Origin of the sequence: Bengtsoniella intestinalis (genome assembly GCF_039719005.1) — a bacterium.
Taxonomy (GTDB): domain Bacteria; phylum Bacillota; class Clostridia; order Oscillospirales; family Oscillospiraceae; genus Oscillibacter; species Oscillibacter intestinalis.
Window position 1 is genome coordinate 1,624,586 of sequence record NZ_CP133584.1, and the last position, 16,566, is coordinate 1,641,151.

At 46.2% G+C, this 16,566-nt stretch carries 20 protein-coding genes; 1 reads left to right on the plus strand and 19 read right to left on the minus strand.

Annotated elements, in window-relative coordinates:
- Positions 1 to 113 precede the first annotated feature (113 nt).
- From xerC to RFF05_RS08015, 19 genes are all read right to left on the minus strand, one after another.
- Complete coding sequence (gene xerC / locus RFF05_RS07925; RefSeq protein ID WP_409969817.1) at positions 114 to 1,301, minus strand: tyrosine recombinase XerC; 1,188 nt, start codon at positions 1,299 to 1,301, stop codon at positions 114 to 116.
- A gap of 73 nt (positions 1,302 to 1,374) precedes the next feature.
- Positions 1,375 to 1,602, minus strand: coding sequence for an excisionase family DNA-binding protein (locus RFF05_RS07930; protein ID WP_409969818.1), 228 nt, complete (start codon positions 1,600 to 1,602; stop codon positions 1,375 to 1,377).
- Positions 1,603 to 1,793: 191 nt separating this feature from the next.
- The gene (locus tag RFF05_RS07935; RefSeq protein ID WP_409969819.1) at positions 1,794 to 2,291 is read right to left on the minus strand and encodes a hypothetical protein; all 498 of its coding nucleotides are present in this window, start codon (positions 2,289 to 2,291) and stop codon (positions 1,794 to 1,796) included.
- Positions 2,292 to 2,429: 138 nt separating this feature from the next.
- A complete protein-coding gene (locus RFF05_RS07940) occupies positions 2,430 to 2,738 on the minus strand; it encodes a helix-turn-helix domain-containing protein (RefSeq protein ID WP_409969820.1) in 309 nt (102 codons plus the stop codon).
- 200 nt (positions 2,739 to 2,938) lie between these two features.
- Complete coding sequence (locus RFF05_RS07945; RefSeq protein WP_409969821.1) at positions 2,939 to 3,907, minus strand: DUF6744 family protein; 969 nt, start codon at positions 3,905 to 3,907, stop codon at positions 2,939 to 2,941.
- Between the two features lie 11 nt (positions 3,908 to 3,918).
- Positions 3,919 to 4,176: a hypothetical protein gene (locus RFF05_RS07950; protein WP_409969822.1), complete on the minus strand. Its 258-nt coding sequence runs from the start codon at positions 4,174 to 4,176 to the stop codon at positions 3,919 to 3,921.
- 15 nt (positions 4,177 to 4,191) lie between these two features.
- A complete protein-coding gene (locus tag RFF05_RS07955) occupies positions 4,192 to 5,220 on the minus strand; it encodes a CHC2 zinc finger domain-containing protein (RefSeq protein ID WP_409969823.1) in 1,029 nt (342 codons plus the stop codon).
- 62 nt (positions 5,221 to 5,282) lie between these two features.
- Positions 5,283 to 7,118 carry an AAA family ATPase gene (locus tag RFF05_RS07960; protein WP_409969824.1) on the minus strand — a complete coding sequence of 612 codons (1,836 nt, stop codon included), beginning with the start codon at positions 7,116 to 7,118 and terminating at the stop codon, positions 5,283 to 5,285.
- A gap of 13 nt (positions 7,119 to 7,131) precedes the next feature.
- Positions 7,132 to 8,055 (minus strand): Rad52/Rad22 family DNA repair protein, encoded by a 924-nt coding sequence (locus RFF05_RS07965; RefSeq protein WP_409969825.1) that lies wholly within the window; start codon positions 8,053 to 8,055, stop codon positions 7,132 to 7,134.
- A 2-nt stretch (positions 8,056 to 8,057) separates the two neighbouring features.
- Positions 8,058 to 8,732, minus strand: a complete 675-nt coding sequence (locus RFF05_RS07970; protein ID WP_409969826.1) for a hypothetical protein — start codon at positions 8,730 to 8,732, stop codon at positions 8,058 to 8,060.
- Positions 8,732 to 9,310, minus strand: a complete 579-nt coding sequence (locus RFF05_RS07975) for a hypothetical protein (RefSeq protein ID WP_409969827.1) — start codon at positions 9,308 to 9,310, stop codon at positions 8,732 to 8,734. The genes RFF05_RS07970 and RFF05_RS07975 overlap by 1 nt, the downstream gene beginning before the upstream one ends.
- A gap of 9 nt (positions 9,311 to 9,319) precedes the next feature.
- Positions 9,320 to 9,667, minus strand: coding sequence for a hypothetical protein (locus RFF05_RS07980; protein ID WP_409969828.1), 348 nt, complete (start codon positions 9,665 to 9,667; stop codon positions 9,320 to 9,322).
- Positions 9,657 to 9,944, minus strand: coding sequence for a hypothetical protein (locus RFF05_RS07985; RefSeq protein ID WP_409969829.1), 288 nt, complete (start codon positions 9,942 to 9,944; stop codon positions 9,657 to 9,659). The genes RFF05_RS07980 and RFF05_RS07985 overlap by 11 nt, the downstream gene beginning before the upstream one ends.
- Positions 9,945 to 9,958: 14 nt before the next feature.
- Positions 9,959 to 11,359 (minus strand): DUF6094 domain-containing protein, encoded by a 1,401-nt coding sequence (locus RFF05_RS07990; protein ID WP_409969830.1) that lies wholly within the window; start codon positions 11,357 to 11,359, stop codon positions 9,959 to 9,961.
- Positions 11,343 to 11,783: a hypothetical protein gene (locus RFF05_RS07995; protein WP_409969831.1), complete on the minus strand. Its 441-nt coding sequence runs from the start codon at positions 11,781 to 11,783 to the stop codon at positions 11,343 to 11,345. The genes RFF05_RS07990 and RFF05_RS07995 overlap by 17 nt, the downstream gene beginning before the upstream one ends.
- A 70-nt stretch (positions 11,784 to 11,853) precedes the next feature.
- A complete protein-coding gene (locus RFF05_RS08000; RefSeq protein ID WP_409969832.1) occupies positions 11,854 to 12,045 on the minus strand; it encodes a hypothetical protein in 192 nt (63 codons plus the stop codon).
- Positions 12,046 to 12,047: 2 nt separating this feature from the next.
- Complete coding sequence (locus RFF05_RS08005; protein ID WP_409969833.1) at positions 12,048 to 12,857, minus strand: hypothetical protein; 810 nt, start codon at positions 12,855 to 12,857, stop codon at positions 12,048 to 12,050.
- A gap of 14 nt (positions 12,858 to 12,871) precedes the next feature.
- The gene (locus RFF05_RS08010; protein WP_409969834.1) at positions 12,872 to 13,630 is read right to left on the minus strand and encodes a ThiF family adenylyltransferase; all 759 of its coding nucleotides are present in this window, start codon (positions 13,628 to 13,630) and stop codon (positions 12,872 to 12,874) included.
- Positions 13,631 to 14,935 (minus strand): hypothetical protein, encoded by a 1,305-nt coding sequence (locus RFF05_RS08015; protein WP_409969835.1) that lies wholly within the window; start codon positions 14,933 to 14,935, stop codon positions 13,631 to 13,633.
- 577 nt (positions 14,936 to 15,512) lie between these two features.
- On the opposite strand from RFF05_RS08015, the gene RFF05_RS08020 reads away from it, so the two are divergent.
- A complete protein-coding gene (locus RFF05_RS08020; protein WP_409969836.1) occupies positions 15,513 to 16,367 on the plus strand; it encodes a tyrosine-type recombinase/integrase in 855 nt (284 codons plus the stop codon).
- Positions 16,368 to 16,566: the final 199 nt, after the last annotated feature.

Genomic DNA, 16,566 nt, shown 5'->3' on the forward strand with positions numbered 1-16,566 from the left:
GTATCACTGGCTTTTTTGCCAGTGCGTATTCTACAATTCCATTTGTGCCTCCTAAATGTGCCTCCAAACAGTGGATTTTATCTCCAAATAGCACACATAGGAACATTGCACCCTCAATTCAGTGGAATAGCCCCCACAATGGCATTTGCAGAAGCCACCTTAGAGGTATAATCCAAATGGGTGTAGATGTTGGCTGTGGTGGAAATATCGCTGTGCCCCAACCACTCTTGAATTTCCTTCAAGCTGACGCCATTTTTGTAGAGCAAGCTAGCGCAACTGTGGCGTAAGTCGTGGAAACGGATATGCCGCAAATCATTCTTCTTCAACATCAACATAAAATGTTGGGTGATATAATTGGGCTGGATGCGTTCTCCCAGAGCGTTGACCGAAATATAATCCAAATACTCTTGGCTATAAGCATTCCCACACAACTTGCGATTCGCCTCCTGCTGCTCTTTTAGTCGCAGGAGAATATCTTCTACTGGTTGTACCAACGGAAGTGTGCGTGTGCTGGATTTTGTTTTCGTTCGATCTTTGGCAGAGATTTCAATTTTTCCATCGACTACGGTTTGGGTGACAGTGTGATTGATGATTAGCTTTTTCTCCACAAAATCAATGGCACTCCAACGTAACCCTACAATCTCTTCACGGCGCAGCCCATAAAAGGTGGTCAGTGTGACCACTTCTTCCAATGGGTCGCCTTTAAACACGTTGAATAGCTGTTCAATTTCATCGCCATTATAGATGCCTGCCACATAAGTAGCCTTTCGTGGCCGTTGCACTTTATCCGCAGGATTGCTAGGGATAAGGTCTGTGATAAAGGCGTATTGCAATGCCTTTCGGATATTGGCGTGTCTACGAATCACTGTGGACGGCGAAACTTTGTCAACATCCAAAGAGTATTGATAATAATCTTGGATATGTTTCGGCTTCAAATTCCGTAGCGAAACATTTTTGGACCGAAAATATGGCACCACACTTCGTTCGACAGCTACGCTATAGGAAGCATATGTGGTAATTTCCACGGAGCTTCTAATCATCTTGAGCCAATCCAACATAAAGTCAGCAAAATCGATATCAGCTGGGTCTTCGGGTTCAGGTACAACGGGAACGCTGATGATAACCTCTGGGATGAATGTATTGCGTGTGTCAATGAGTAATTGCTCTGCTTTTTTCTTATTGCCACGCACCTTCATTCCTGTTGCTATGGTTTTGGTACGTCGCTTCCCCGTTGCCTCGTCTCTATAACTGAGAATAATATAGAAATGGTCGTTTTGTTCTTTTAGGTGACCTGCTACCATTTGAATACTCCTTTCCGCAGGACTTTCCCCGTCATTACAAGCACAGTATATCACAGTAATGTCAGGTACGTCATCACTTTTTCAGTTCGAATGCCAATAAATATTTTAATACGTTTATCTTTGGAATGCGGTAAATGCGACCAATGCGAATAGCCTCGATTTCGCCACTTTTCAAAAGGCTATAGCAGGTCTTTTTGCTAATGCAGAGAACATCAACTAACTGCTCTACGGTCATAACATCTGGAAGGCGTCTGAGCATCAATGTATATGCCTTCTTCACTTCAATTTCCCCAACCACCATATATCCCCCTCCTGTTCATTAAAAATATAGAAGAGATACCCCACAGCGTGTTACGCTTGGAGGTATCTCTTCTTTTTTGACAGCTTAATTATAGCATAAGTGTTTGCGACAATACAACCCCCATGTGTGCGACAATTTCAGGCGATTGTGCGACAATACTGCGACAAAAGTGCGACATTTGGCAAGTGACGTTAAATTTCATCCTCTTGCTTGTAGACATATGCGTACATTTCACTCAACGCAGCCACAGCACCTTGACGTAGCCTTTGAGCAGTGCGTGGCGTCATGTCCTTCAATTCGGCAATCTCTTCCCAAGTGCGTTGTTGGAAGTAATATAACTCGATAATCATTTGATGAGAAGGTGTAAGCAATTTCATATAGTGTTGCAGCCGTGATACCTCTCGTTCCAATGGGTATAGTCGCATGGCGATGGCATTAATCAATTCTTGGGTTTCTTTTGCGGCAGTCTCTTGATAAGACATGGCGATGTACATGGTTTTGTTAGAAATATGACCAGGGGCAGAGGGCAGGCCAGCTTCACCATGGGCGAAGTTCAGTGCGCCGATAAGTTCATCAGCAGTGATTTGTCGAGGGTGTTCAAGCTCATAGCGAAGCAGGGAAATTTTACGCTGGGTATCTGAATAATTTTCAAGAATGTGAACAACCTCTCGTCGAATGTCGTTGTACATTTCATTTGCTCCTTTCGGCATGGCAATGCAGATGATTTCTCGATAAGAATCACCTTTTCGTCGCCTAAGATATAAGTGTACAAACAGTTTTCGAAAACGTTATACCATAAGGTGTGACCTGCGAAAATCCAGATACTCTTACTGCATATTATCGAGCAGTTCTGCCAATACTTGTTGTTGCTTTTTGTTGAGCATAGACCATTTATCTAACATTTCACGTTGCTCTTGTGTGAGCGACATCGGCTCATCGCCTTCTGCGAAAAATTGAGACAACGAAATTCCAAAACCAATGCATACCTTGTTCAAGGATGCAATCGTTGGTATCTGGTTTTTGCGATACCATGTAGAGATTGTAGACTGAGTTAATCCAGATTTTTTTGCCAAATCATACTCAGACCATTTTCGTGCTTCACGAAGCTTTGAAATTTCCCCCAAAATGTCTTTCATCGACATACCCCTTAAATGTTGTTTTATATCGTATATAATACTACGATTTAACTAAAATTATTAGTTGTTCTGGACGTATATTAAATACGTTGTAAAACAAGTGCGATGGCATGATATTGCAAGGCAACTGTAACATGGCAAAACAGAGTAGGAAGCCGCCCTGATAAGGGGTGGTCTCCTACTCTGCTGTATGCTGCTATTTACGCCGCTTGGCGAAAGCGCAGGCTCCGTGCCCGCTGGGAAAGTTCCTGCCCCAGTAGTTGCAGGGTAGAAAATTCATCGTCCAGACCATCAAGCTCACGGCGGAGGACATCCTCATAGTGCCGCTTTTTGGTTTCTAAAGAATCAATCTTCATAGCCCAACGCTCTAGAATAGCAGGTGACTGACTTCCTGTATCAATGAAGTGAGAAGCACGGTCTTGGTATTCTTGGATTTCACGCTTGACCGCCGAATAGAATTCTTCCGTCATCTTGGCCCGTTGCTTTTCATCGTCAATGATATAAAAACTGTTAGCGCTAATACGGGTATCGTTCTTGTTGGCATCATTGACCATTTCGATGAAGGCCTCGAACGCATCTACTCGGTGCATCTGGTGGCGAGGAACAAAGTACAAGTGGCCGTTGCCACTGATTTTTGTGGCTTCCAAGCCACGGAGGTAGTTTAAACAGACTGTCTCCAACTGCTTGCGATTTGCGCAGCGCTGATAGAGCTCAAAGAGTTCCTCTGCTCTTCTGCACATTTGTGCGGCATCTACATCCGCATCAAAGACAAGGTTATCATATCCAAACATAGCGTCGTCCTTGTCATACTGGATATTAGCTAGTTTTTCATAAGTGTTGCTCTCTCGCCCCACCGTCTCCTTTACCAACTCACGGGACAGAATGCCATCGCCACGCTTGTTATCACGGCAATAGATCTGAAAGATGCGAGGGGCAACAGGGTCTCTAAGGGAGATGCGCTCCTTGATGTCACCAGTCGCCGACCGGAAAGCATCCGACACTGACACACGGGAGCCACCTGTAAATTCCATGCCCAAGGTCTGGCACAGTTCCGCCATAGTCTCCTTCTCCACCAAGATATTAGAGAGGGAGAAGTATAGGAATTTGCCAAGCATATTTTCGCCCTCTTGGGATGTGCCTACGATTTTATTGAAATCAATGTGTTCCATTATAATTCCTCCTACCAATTTCTGATTACAGCATCAATAGCGGCATAATCTCCAGCTACCATCATACTGCATTCCGTATGAAAGTTAATGTCAGTTAAACGATATTCTACAAGTGCCATGGTGTGTTCATCCTTGACAACTCTAGCGTTCTTGTGCTTAACGCTTAATGCTTTTAAGATGTTGGGAGTCAGACAATAATCGTTGCGTCTATTGAGCCCGCAGATATGGTCTTTTTCTGACTCAGATAATAATTCAAAATTATATGACATAGTGTCCTCCTAAAATTAAGCTTCAGCCACACGGCTGAGCAGATAATCGTCCACACCCTTATAGGTGGGATTCCATGTGTATTTTGAGTATTTGATACCTCTGATTTTTTGCACCTCTTTGCGCATGGCTAAAATAGCCTGCCGCACATGCGGGTTGGTCATTTGGTCTGTATCCATGGCCTCCACCACGTCGGTGACACCTAGCCCTACCAGTGTGTCTTTTAGCCCATTGAGAGCATTGACACCGCCGATGCAGACAAACAGTGAGTCTGCGGATAGAAAACTGGCGGCATCCCCCTTGAGGGGGCCTTCTGTGATGAAGGCACGTTTGCTTTGGGTGTTGCCAGTGACGTGTACCCAAGAATAGCTACGGGTGCCATTCTCTTTATTTCGGCTGGATAGCCATCGATACTTGCGATTGGGATGGCTATCATCGTCAAGGCGGATTTTCACCCCTTGGATTAGTCCATCCTTATTCCGTACTGGAATCAGGAACCCGTTAGGCCCTGCCAGCGTCCACACGTTATTCTGTGTGTAGAAACCGGGGATGCCCAGTAGGTCATGTTTCCGACCCAAAAGGTGGGCCAGCAGCCGTCGAGCCTCTGGTGTTTCAGGCATACTACAATACCCATTTTCTTGGATGCGTGTGTCAGACAGTCCACGCCCTAGCAGGTTGTCACGGTGTTGATCCAATAGCGTCAGATGTGACAGCATATCGGTATAAACAGCGTGCCGTTCCTCCAAGGGCATGGGTTGTCTCTCTGTGTATTGGGGCGTTGGTGCAACAGGCATTTGATAGACGTTGCTTTCCTGTTCCAACTCCCGATAGGCTTCGTAGTTGCTCATATTGTTGAGCTTGGCATACAGCGTGACGCTGTTGCCTGTGGCTCCACATAATACGCAACGGTATAAGTCTTTTGTGGTGTTCAATCCTAAGTGATGTTTCCCTGCGTGGTCGCCGCAAAAGGGGCAGGTCGCCTCGACCTCAGTGCGCCGAAGCGTCCGAGAGTCGATGACGAGCCCACACCGCCGTGCAACTTTCACGATGGGAAATTTTTTGTAGTCAGCCAGCGGTCTCACCCCTTACGGTTTTATTTGCGGTAGCATTAGGCTGCCATGGGCTGGCTTTGCACAGCCTGTTTGCCGTGAACAGCCAATGCCGCATTGGGGACACACTTTGCCATGATAATCTGCCCTGTAGGGCGAACGTTGGCCAAGTCATCCACTGACTCCATGTTATCCACAAAAACAGGATAGTTCCGCCCTGTGAGTCGTTTCATCAGCTCAGACACTTCCATGCCTGCACGGATTTTCTCTGACAGAGAAAGGCGGTCATAACGGCGCCCATTATAGGTGAAACGGAAGGTATCTTTTACCTCTCCAGTGGATTTCACCACATCGTACAGAGAGATTTCCACACGATTCATGCGCAATGTGGAAAACAATAGCTCAGCACGTTTAGAGATGTATAGCGCAACTTCTTTGAGCTTGCATTTCTTCTCACCAATCAACCGTTCTGTCTCGCTAATTCTGCTGTCAAAATTGATATCAGCATCCTTGACCATGCGGTCCAGGGTGGCAATTTGCCCTTGGCAGTCCATCAATTCATTGTGGCAGGTATGGAGACGTTGGTACTCTTCTTGGCTGAGATTGCCGTACTCTAGCAGGGAGGTCAGCTCTTGGATTTGGGTGCGGAGAGTATCCAATGCACCGCTGTCCTCATTGGCCAACTGTTCCTGTTGGGCATACAATGCGTCCATTTTTGCATCCATGGTGGCAACATCTTGGGCCTTGAATGTCTCAAAGGTTTCTTGGGCTTTTACCTCCATATTGGAGATTTCATCCAGTTGCTGACGACCTTCACGCCCTTGTGCCACAATGCTTTCCAGCACTTTTTTGAAGGCCTCTTGCACTTGGGGCAAGGTTTCTTCGGTGATGGGGCGGTGGCAGGTGGGACAATCGCCACCGATTGTCAGCGCTTTCGCTTGCGTCAATTCTTTGCGATACTGCTCTGTGAGCAATTTGACCATACCAGTTGTTTCGGCATGGGTAGCAGTGAATTTGGATTCATAGGCTTGTTCCATACGCTGTGCCCGCTGTTGCCGCAGATGATTGATTTCGGTTTCCAACAGTTGCTGACGCATCTGGGTATCATCTTTAGCCACGTCCGAATAGCGACCGCTCAAGTCCACCAACTGCTCTTGCATTTGGGGAATACTCAAATCTTCAAACTGCTTGTTTTTTAAGGCGGTTTCTTCTTCAGCCAGCATGGTCAGTCGGTTGCGCAGGTCTGCATAAGAAGTCTGCATGGTTTCGGCTTGCTGTTCCGCCAAGTCTTTTTGACCAGTCAAATAAATGATGGACTCTTCCAGTGATCGAATTTCGCCACGTAGCTTTTTTAAGCAACCGTCAGGGCTTAGCAAATCTTTGTCTTTCAATGCTGCTTGTGACGACGCTGACATTTCTGCCAAGATTGCGTCATGGGAAATAACTGGCAGGTGGCGTTCTAAAAGATGTTTGCCCTTATCACCCAATTCTTCAATGAAGTACAAAGGGTTGAAGATAGACAGAAACACGTCCTTTTCACCAAACATACTGGTCAAATCTTTCTGACGGATATCATAGCCATCAAAGGTGATGTACATGGTGCTTTTGCGACGCTTGCGTACCAGCTGATGGACTGCGCCACCCCCATCCGCAAAGCGGATGGAGATGCTTAAGTCGTTGTTGTCGTCACAGTGGAGACGGTCAATCCCGTTCTCACCGAAAAAGGGTAATCCCGTAATGGCGAAGGCAATGGCATCAGCGATGCTAGATTTGCCACGTCCATTGCCACCAGTGATGGCGGTGGGATTGCCAAAGGTGAATGTGGTGGGTTCGTTGTAAGACTTAAACCCCGAAAGGGTCATGTCTATAATCTGAAATGAAGTGATTTTTTCCATAGCGTATCCTTTCTTATGCGGCTTGTTGATAATTGGGAGGCACCACACGATACCGTTCCAGCACATAGTACACCACGGAACTTTGGGTGCGTGTGCTATACTGCACGTCCGTCAGCCATGTGCCAGTAGTGACACCTTGCATGATGCCGTTGTAGTAGACCTCTAATTTGTTTCCATTGGGTGCCGTGATTTCCAAGGCAGTGCTTGTACCATGCATCCCATTTTGTAGGTGCATACCTGTCACAATGTACTGATATGGGGGCTGTGTTGGGAATGGCTTGATATTGCCCTGTTGCACAGGCGGGTTCTGCATGGGAGGATTGTTCCGCTGCTGTGCAGGTTGGCGCTGTTGCGGTTGTTGCTGTGGCGCAGGCTGTTGAGGGGGTGCTTCGCCCATGACAGGGGTCAGCTGTGCCTCGACACCAGTTGCCTTGGTATGGCTCAACCCCAACTTTTTCAGCATATCCAGATATTTGTTGTTCAGCTTGGTGCGCTGTGAATCGCCAATGACCAAACTATTGCCTTTGCGTTCCACATCAACCCAAACGGTATCCATGCTGTATAAAGCACGACCGATACCCCACTGGACAGCGGCACGCTTCATGCTATCAGATAAGCCACCTTTCACGGGCTCAATGTCTGAATTTTCGGCGCCATCCCATTTGGTAATCCATCCACGACCTTCATAGTAAATGGAGATACCACACAGTTGACTGCTTTTTTTGCCGTCCGCTTGCCACGGGCAGTATTCATTCTTCCAGTTTTCGGGGCCAACCACTTCGTCCAGACGATTTTGGATGGCACGATTATTGAGGTAAGGGACGGCCAGACCAGTCATTTTATCCTGAAAAGTCCGTTGCAAGCGCCATTCCAAATCTTCTGGCGCAAAAGGCTGTGCCAGTAAAGCGGCAATTTCTTTTGGTGTTTTTTGTTCCATGGTTAGCTCCATTCTAAAAATTGTCCCAGTGTCCGCCCACTTTCCACCAAAACGTGTTCATAGTAGTAAGCAGGTGACTTGTCTTTCAAATGCTCTAGCAGGTCTCGGTATTGTAACCCCTGTTTGTTGTGTTGTGTGCTGTAGTGGTCATTATTGTTGGGAATTCGCAAAATGTAGTCAGGTAATGTGCTCAGTTGCTCAGGACGTTTGTACTTGGGCAGTGCATTGTTGCCAAGGCAAATGTGCCCGTTCACCCCTACATTTGAGAATGGATAGTGATAGAGCGTACTGTCGGACTGTAATGGTCCATCTGGAACTACACATACCCGATAACCTGTCACCTTCTGAACTGCTGGCTGGTATTCGAAACCAAACACAAGTCTTGGAATGGGAAAGTGCAGATATTCAGTGGTTGCGTAGGTAAAATCAGCTTCTAATGCAGTATATCGCATGAAATAATACCTGTTTTTTCTTCCAATTGATGTTGCAATACATCCTTTCGGAAGTAAACCTGATTTTTGGATATTGTCCTCGATGCAACTGTTGGCTACACAGGAAAGAAAAGCATCTGGTGAAATGTTTTTGTTGGCAATCACACCGTTTCGACCCATCTGTTCCACAACAAATTCGTTGCGTTCAATGGAAATTGCAATGTTTATATCAAATCCATCTTTCATTAGGCAACCTCCTGTAAGTTTGTAGACACCAGAGGAAATGGGATAATATTGCTATTTTGCGGCGGCACCAATGCCTCTTTTAATAAAGTTACTTGCTTGTGGAATTCATCGTAGATATTCAGTAGTCCATGAATAACCTCAGAATCTACCATGAATTCCGCACTGTAAAATAGCAGTAAACGCATTTGGCCTCGATCAGTGGAACTCAGATGCCAGTTATAGTCATAACAATAGCTATTCCACCTTAGCCCTTTGTGCAAGGCTTTTAACATAGTCTCTCTATATGGGTTTGTGTTTTCGGTGAGATTTCTTTGTAATTCATATGCTCCGCATAAATCCACAAATTCTTTAATGATAGGATCCATAAACACCCAGACATCAAATTCGTCGTTTTCATCAAAGTGATGATGCGTGTGTGCAAATATAGCAAGAAGTGCATCAGTCATCAAATCATAATAAACATCGTCATCAATTGTGTGGGTTGCATATTCCTCTAAAAGAGCATGATTACAATCTCTGCCATGAAAAGTCTTTAATATGTTGAGTGCGTGCATGGATAACCAATTTACATAAGTCATATCATCACCTCAACAGAAAGCGCGGATTTTCAAAGCTTCGGGTGCTTGCGACTTCAATGCAAACCACATGCCAAGAGCCGTGGTATTATTGCAAGCAAGATAATCTAATAACTGGCCACATTCTTCAATGTCATCAGTATCGAAGGCATCAAAATCCAAATCACCGAAGCAAACACTTTGGTCTAAAAGACTTGGCTTTACCAAATGAAATAGAAGATGCTCATTAACTTCATTGATAGAAGTATCGACAAATGCTTGTTTTGGGTATTCTTTGGAGGCTTTTGCTTTTTTCATATTGTTCTGAAATGATTTCAAATCCAAGTGAATCATCACTGCACCCACTTTCTCAATAATCATCTGGCAAGAGCACCGTGGTCACGCTACGGTCCCATTCGGTGATAATCCAGAATTTCACGTTGTCGTCCGTGTGATAGGCTGACAGGATACGCATACCTGCCTCCACAGCCATATCATTTTGAGCCTTATCTTCTTGGCACAAATCGCCCCACATACCACAACGATGCAATTCTATCGCAGGGATGTAGTCGTACATGGAAACAGCTTCCAGTGCAGCAGGGGTGATTACTAGGCGACCAAGTTCAAACTTGTAGAATCGTTCTAAAGTTAAGTCCATATTCTATTCTCCTTTTACACCAACGACCGAAACCCATCTGGGGTTAAGACGTTGAAAATCATTTTGTTGCTGATAACTTCTTTCACTTCTGTGACCATCTTCATGCCTTTGGCATTGTGCTGCTCATGTTCATCAACCTGCTTGACTTTGACAATGCGCCCCTTGATGATGTGAGGGGTGTCGCAGGACACCAAACCGTTAATCATGCCAGAGCCACCAATCAGCCCCACTTGTCCGATGGACAGGGGGAGCAATGGATGCTTTTGGGCGCTGTCTAACTCGTTTTTTGACATGAGCTTTTGAAAGCTATTGGACTGGCGTAACTGCCGTTCCAGCTCTTTTTCATTAAACCGCTCACCCTTGAACACCGACACTGTTTTCGCCTCAGCTGGTACAGCGTATTGTCCTTCTGCCAACTCTGTCAGAACAGAGATGGCTGTGGGGGTATATCCGTAGTGCTCCAATGTGTTGGCGGTGTCAGGGTCGTCGCTACGCTTCTTGCGTAGCCCCAGAATGGCCACCTGCTTAAACTTCTTAAATTCACTGTCGGTAAAACGCCAGACAGTCAAATCGGTAAAGTTGTCGCTTAAAATACGGCAAATATCTGAGGTCAAGCGGTAATATGGGATGATGTAAATGAGCAATCCACCCATGGTCAGCGCACGCAGACTTTCCACCAGAAACCGTTTTTCATGTCGTGCCCGACCGCCACCTTCTGTCAACACAGACAGATATGGTGGGTTTAGGAACAATCCATGAAAGGCTTCGTTGCTAATACGGCTGTGGAAGAAACTGCCCACACCCACACGATGGAGGATGGTTTGCGCTTCTTCCGCACGGCTTTCGTCCAGCTCCACACCGTAGGTAAAACAGTTGTTGCCTTGTGCCACCTGACGGAGCGCCTTACCGCACCCACAGCAGGGGTCTAGCAGGTTGGTAGTCACACCAGATGGAAAGGTGATGCCCTTTAAAATCAGGTCAATATTGACTGGATCGGTGGGATAATAACCCATTTTCACGTTGTTCATCAGCCGCCCAATAATGGCGGCATTGGTGGTTTGTGTTGCGTCGGGCAATTTTCCTGCAAACGCCATAACAGCTTCATATACAGGTTTGTATGCCGTCGCCATCAGATTGAAGCCTTGCATACCTTGCTGAAGCTTGGCACCCATGGCGGACAACTGATATTCCTCTGTTTCTTGCAAAAAGAGCTGTGCTTCACCCAGTGCGGACACCAAATGATTGCGCTCTTTTTGGAGTTCTAGGTACAATCTCTGGGCTCGTGGCAGATCGGATTCTTTGTATTTCTCCACTTTGCCACGCAAGGACAGCATTTCTGCCATACCCTTAGAGATTTGACCTTTCAAGTCTTGCAGACGTTCCAGTGCGTAAAAACGCTCATGCTGCTGGCTCATGCACACCTGCCAATCTGTCACGCTCCAAGGTATACAGTAGCTTTTCATAGCTCCAGTATGCCAAGTGGTCACGATGGAAAAAGCGGTTGAGTCCACCTGCGTAATCGTGCATATGCTTGATGGTACGATAATGTACCGCATGGTTGCCATCAGACAGGCGAATCATCAAACCTTTGCCTTCAGGCCAAATGCCATAGAGGGTAATATCCCCAGACGAGGCCGCACCAGTAGGGTTAGATTGCACCTTGAATTCGTTGAAATGCAAATCCTTTGCCATCCCACGCAAGAACGATTTGCCCTTGCTGTGAAATTCTGCTTTGGCGCCATTGAAGCCATTTTCGTTTTCGCCATCCACATAGGATAAGTCCTGTTCTAACAACTGAGACAGTCGCTTCATGAGAGTTTGCTGTGATTTTACTGACATAGATATTTCCTCCTTCTAAATGGAAACAGCAAGGTTGCAATAAAGCTACCTTACTGTTTCATTTGGCGGCTTATGCCGCAATTTTATGATGTGCATCTTTAGAAACAACGCTTTGTTGACTGGCGGCCATGCGTTTTCTGACGTACCCATTCAAACGAATGGTGCCATCAGGGCGCACGGTGCCAGCGTAGCGAAGTTCCTCAATCACTCTGCAACCATCTTTTTCTTTGATGGTGTGCTTCTTCACATAGATTTCTTCCATACTCATGCCACCGTTTTCAACGTTGGTTGGAATACTGGTGCATTTTCTTCAGGTGTGCCAGGCACAACTTTCAGTGTGTAGCCTTCATTACGGCAGAATTTGAACATGGACGCCATGCGTTGCAGTTCAAAATCCTTGGCATCTGCGATGTCACGTTCATTCAGAACAGCACGCACAGTTTCCGCAATCATTACACGCATAGCTTCTGCATCCACAGCGGGAATTTCCTCACTGGAGGGTGCTTCTTCTGGGGCGTCAGGCACATCTTCTGTGGCTGTTTCCTCGGAGGGTGCAGTTTCAGCTTGCGGTTCTTCCACCACAGCGTCATCATTCACCACGGTGTATTCTGCATCCATCACCTCTGGCTTGGGGGCAGGGGTGATAAAGGAGAGCCAAGCCCCTTTCAGGGCAGAGCGCACCATCAGCCAGAACATACCGCCATGTTTGGATTTCAGATTGATAATTCGATCTGCGCACACTTCGTCACAATCACTGAGCGTCACGGTGAGGGTGCTCGTAGCCACATAGCTGGCAATCAGCAGACAAGAGACCACGGCACTGTGGGAGGCATAGACCTCCATCGCCGTGACACGCTTGGCCATCAGCTTTTCGCAGACCAGTGTTGCGCAATCTACATCGTCAGCAACAATGCTATCGGCGGTGATACGGGTGGCAAAAATGCTACCGTGACCGCTGATACGGGATGCGGAAATATCACCAGACACTTCCAGTTTGCCGTTTACCACCAAATGCTCTGTGTTCAAAGTTTCGTAGGTGACAGTTTCACCCTTGGGAATATAGGTTGTTTTCATAGTCAATAACTCCTTTATTTTTTCTTTTTGCGCACAAGCACCGTAGGGCGAACATGGACTTTTGTGGTTGCAAAAGTCGCTTGTCGCACCGAAGAATCGCCTAACGCTAAAATGTTGTAAATCATATCCACCACAATGGTAGCTGCTGTGATATTGGCAGCCATACTCTGGGGTGCAGAGACAGAAGCCTCGGCACAACTTAGCTCTGTGGGGAATTTGTCTGTTTCTTCCAGCATATCGGGGTATAGATCCCCAACTGACTTATAATAGGTTCGATTGGCTCGACGGATGCCACAGACCACTTGGCCTGTGTGTTCTCCATTGCCAGAGTCAATGTAGATGAGTTCTTTTGCCTGTTTGAATACCCTGTGGCATAGCTGACGACTCTTATTGTTGTCTACTGCACCGATGAGGATGACCATTTCAGTGATTACTTCTTGATTATAGGGTCCACTGTGCCATTCTTCGGGCTTTAACAGCTCTTTGAGACGAGTTTCATCCTCAATGAAATCGGGGATATACTCAGTTTCAAGGCCAAAGACAGCGGAATATCGCTCTGCCAAGACCTGTGCCTTGTTTTCCCCAATGTCACCGTGAATGAAGTTTTGTCGCACCAAATTCTTTTCTTCCACAACGTCGCCATCACTGATGATAAACCGCACAGGGCGGTCCAGTGCATAGAGCAAACGGTAGAGATGGGGGGCAATGTGCCCACCTGTTCCACCTGCGCCCAGCATGACCACTTTGACAGGGCGTGTCAATGAGAATTTCATTTATAACGCCTCCGCCAATTCAAGCAATTTTGCGGCATAGTCGGGAGATTTTGGCATCTTCTTTTTAATGGTTACACGATTGAGCCATTCACAAGGGAATTCCTGCTCCATAGGCTCTAGTACCAATGCAGGGTCAATCTCTTGATAGACACCGCCTGCACAAATGCGAGCTGTGATGTCTGGGAAAAATTTATCCAATCGACCTACAACAAAATAAAGCCGTGTGGCTTGTTCGTCACGGTCATCTTGACTGGAAAATTTGGCGGCCATACTGTTGTGGCTGTGAATGTCTGCATAATGGAGATAGCGTGCTTCATCCAACCCATCTTCAAGCAAATCAGCGTGGATAAACACCTTGCTCACGGTCTGTTTGGGAATGTGGAGGGTGTATTCCTCTTGTTCACGATCCCAATAGATGTGCGCCAGTGCTTCGTACTCTTGTCTTGCCATGAATCTACGGAAAAAGGCAATCACTGTGCTCAAAATGTGTTGCGGAATTAGGGGCAGGGCTGGGGTAAACCCAGCCCGTACCACAGACAATTCACTCACTCTGTTTTTTTTGGTGACAAAGTCACCCATTTCGGTCTTGCGCAATTCATAAATGCGACCGTCTTGAGCAGGAAAGAGGCAAATCACCTTGTCTGATGCCACAGCTTCTGCCTGCGTAGGGAACATCCCCTTGTAGGTCTGTCCCTTGCTTTGTGCAGTTACTTTGGGTTTAATCAGGCAGCTCGGGTTTTTGTCTTTGGCTTTTTTCAAGCTATCCAAAAATGCCTTGCTACGCTCGATTTCTTCCTTCATGGAAATGATGGTGGTACCCTTGGGATCAGATACAGTCTTGGTAATCTTACCGTACTCCACCGTCCACGAGACTTTCTTGCCCTCGCTCAACTCAGGAAAGTCCTCAGCCTTAGCGATGCGAAGTTCTTCAAAGGTGGTGGAACCGTCTTCGATGTCCTCTTTGGCGCTACCATATGCAAAGATGGCGGGCTTGTCAAAAAGGGATTGTTGCGTTTGTTTGACAATGGCCATCGCAATGGGATTGGGTGCCTCGTCATCATCCTCGTCGGAAGGGGTGTTCACGACTTGGGGGGCAGTCGTTTTGGTGGTTGCTGCTGTGGTAGGTTTGCTAGAAACCTCCTGCTCTGTTTTTTGGGTGTCAGTTTCCTCGCTGGCTACCGGTGTTGCACTTGCCGCCAGATTGGCAAAGGGGTCTACTACATTGCCGTCACTGGCAAAGATATCCTCAATGTCAAATCCATCGTCCTCAATTTCTGTAAATTCGTTGTTGTTTTCGTCCCACATAAAATGGTCTCCTTTCAAATTTTGACACAAAAAAGGACTGCAATGCTCCCGTTAAAACGGAATTTCATTACAGTCCTAGTGTGTCTTATATAATTTGTACTTTTGTCAGCTCTTAGAAAGTGAAGCAATTTGGACGCACTTAGCCCCCTAACCGCTAGACCTCCGACCTCTTTGCTCCGACCTCTTTGCTCCGACCTAAATACAACTAGAGTATAGCATAAGAATTATCTCAAATCTAGTTGAGGTTTTTTCAACTAAATTTGGGGCGTTTGGGGTCAGCAAAAAGAGCTATTTGCGTAGCCCTTTTACAATTTTGGCGATACTCTCTAGCTGTTCCTGCTCTAACAGTTGCAAATCAGCCATAACCTCTGCCATTACTGGGTTTCTATTCAGATTCATCTCGAATTCGCTAACCGACTTCTGAAAGGGACTTCTACCAAGTAAATAATCTGCCGACACCTGATAATAGTCTGCCAGTGATTTTCAGGGGCACTTAATGAATTCTTTTATACTCCCCCTAGAATTTTTCCTTCAAAGCTGTTACAAATAGAAACACCCATAGAAGGAGGAAAATCCCATGACAACTTACAATCTTGAAGTCTTAAATCAATACAAAACCCATCTTCACGAAGAGGAGCGTAGCCAGAATACCATCCAGAAATATCTCCGTGACCTTCGAACATTCCTTGTATTCACTGATGGGCAGGAGCTGAGCAAACTGGCGGTGCTGGCGTTTAAAGAGCATCTTATCACTGCCTACGCCCCTGCCAGTGTCAATTCTATGCTGGCGGCGGTCAATGGATTTTTGGAATGGCTGGGCTTTCCGCAATACAAGGTAAAGCAACTAAAAATCCAGAGGGAAATCTTTTCAAAGCCAGAAAAGGAATTGAGCCAGCGAGAGTATCAACGGCTGATTCAAGCGGCGGAGAAGAAAAACAATCGCAAGTTGGCACTTCTCATCCAAACCATCTGTGCCACAGGAATCCGTGTGTCGGAGTTACGTCACATCACCGTATCTGCCCTCCACACAGGGCGCACCACAGTGTCGTGCAAGGGGAAAAATCGCACCATTTTCTTGCCCAAGGAGCTGTGCCGTAATCTAAAGCACTTCTGCAAGGAGCAGGGCATACAATCTGGTACCATCTTCCTAGCCAAAACAGGGAAACCACTGGATCGCTCCAATATCTGGCGGATGATGAAAAATCTTTGCAAGGATGCCAATGTGGAGCCTAGCAAGGTGTTCCCTCACAACCTGCGCCACCTGTTTGCACGCACCTACTATAAAATAGAAAAAGACATCAGCCGTTTGGCTGACATCTTAGGTCACAGCAGTATCAATACCACTCGCATTTATACCATTGAAACAGGGGCGAAGCACGCACGACAAATAGACAGGATGCAATTGGTGCTTGGATATCGTAGTGTCACATAACTTTTATTATGTGATACTATTTTAAAAACTATAATTGGTATATATTGTATCATGGTATAGTGAAAAATTCAAGGGAAATATGAAAGAATTTAGCAAATAAATTATGCAAAGCAGCACAAGCAGACCGATTAACCACATTGTTTAATCGGTCTGCTTGTATTGCTATTTTTACAAGTGATTTCAAGTATTATGCGCAAAA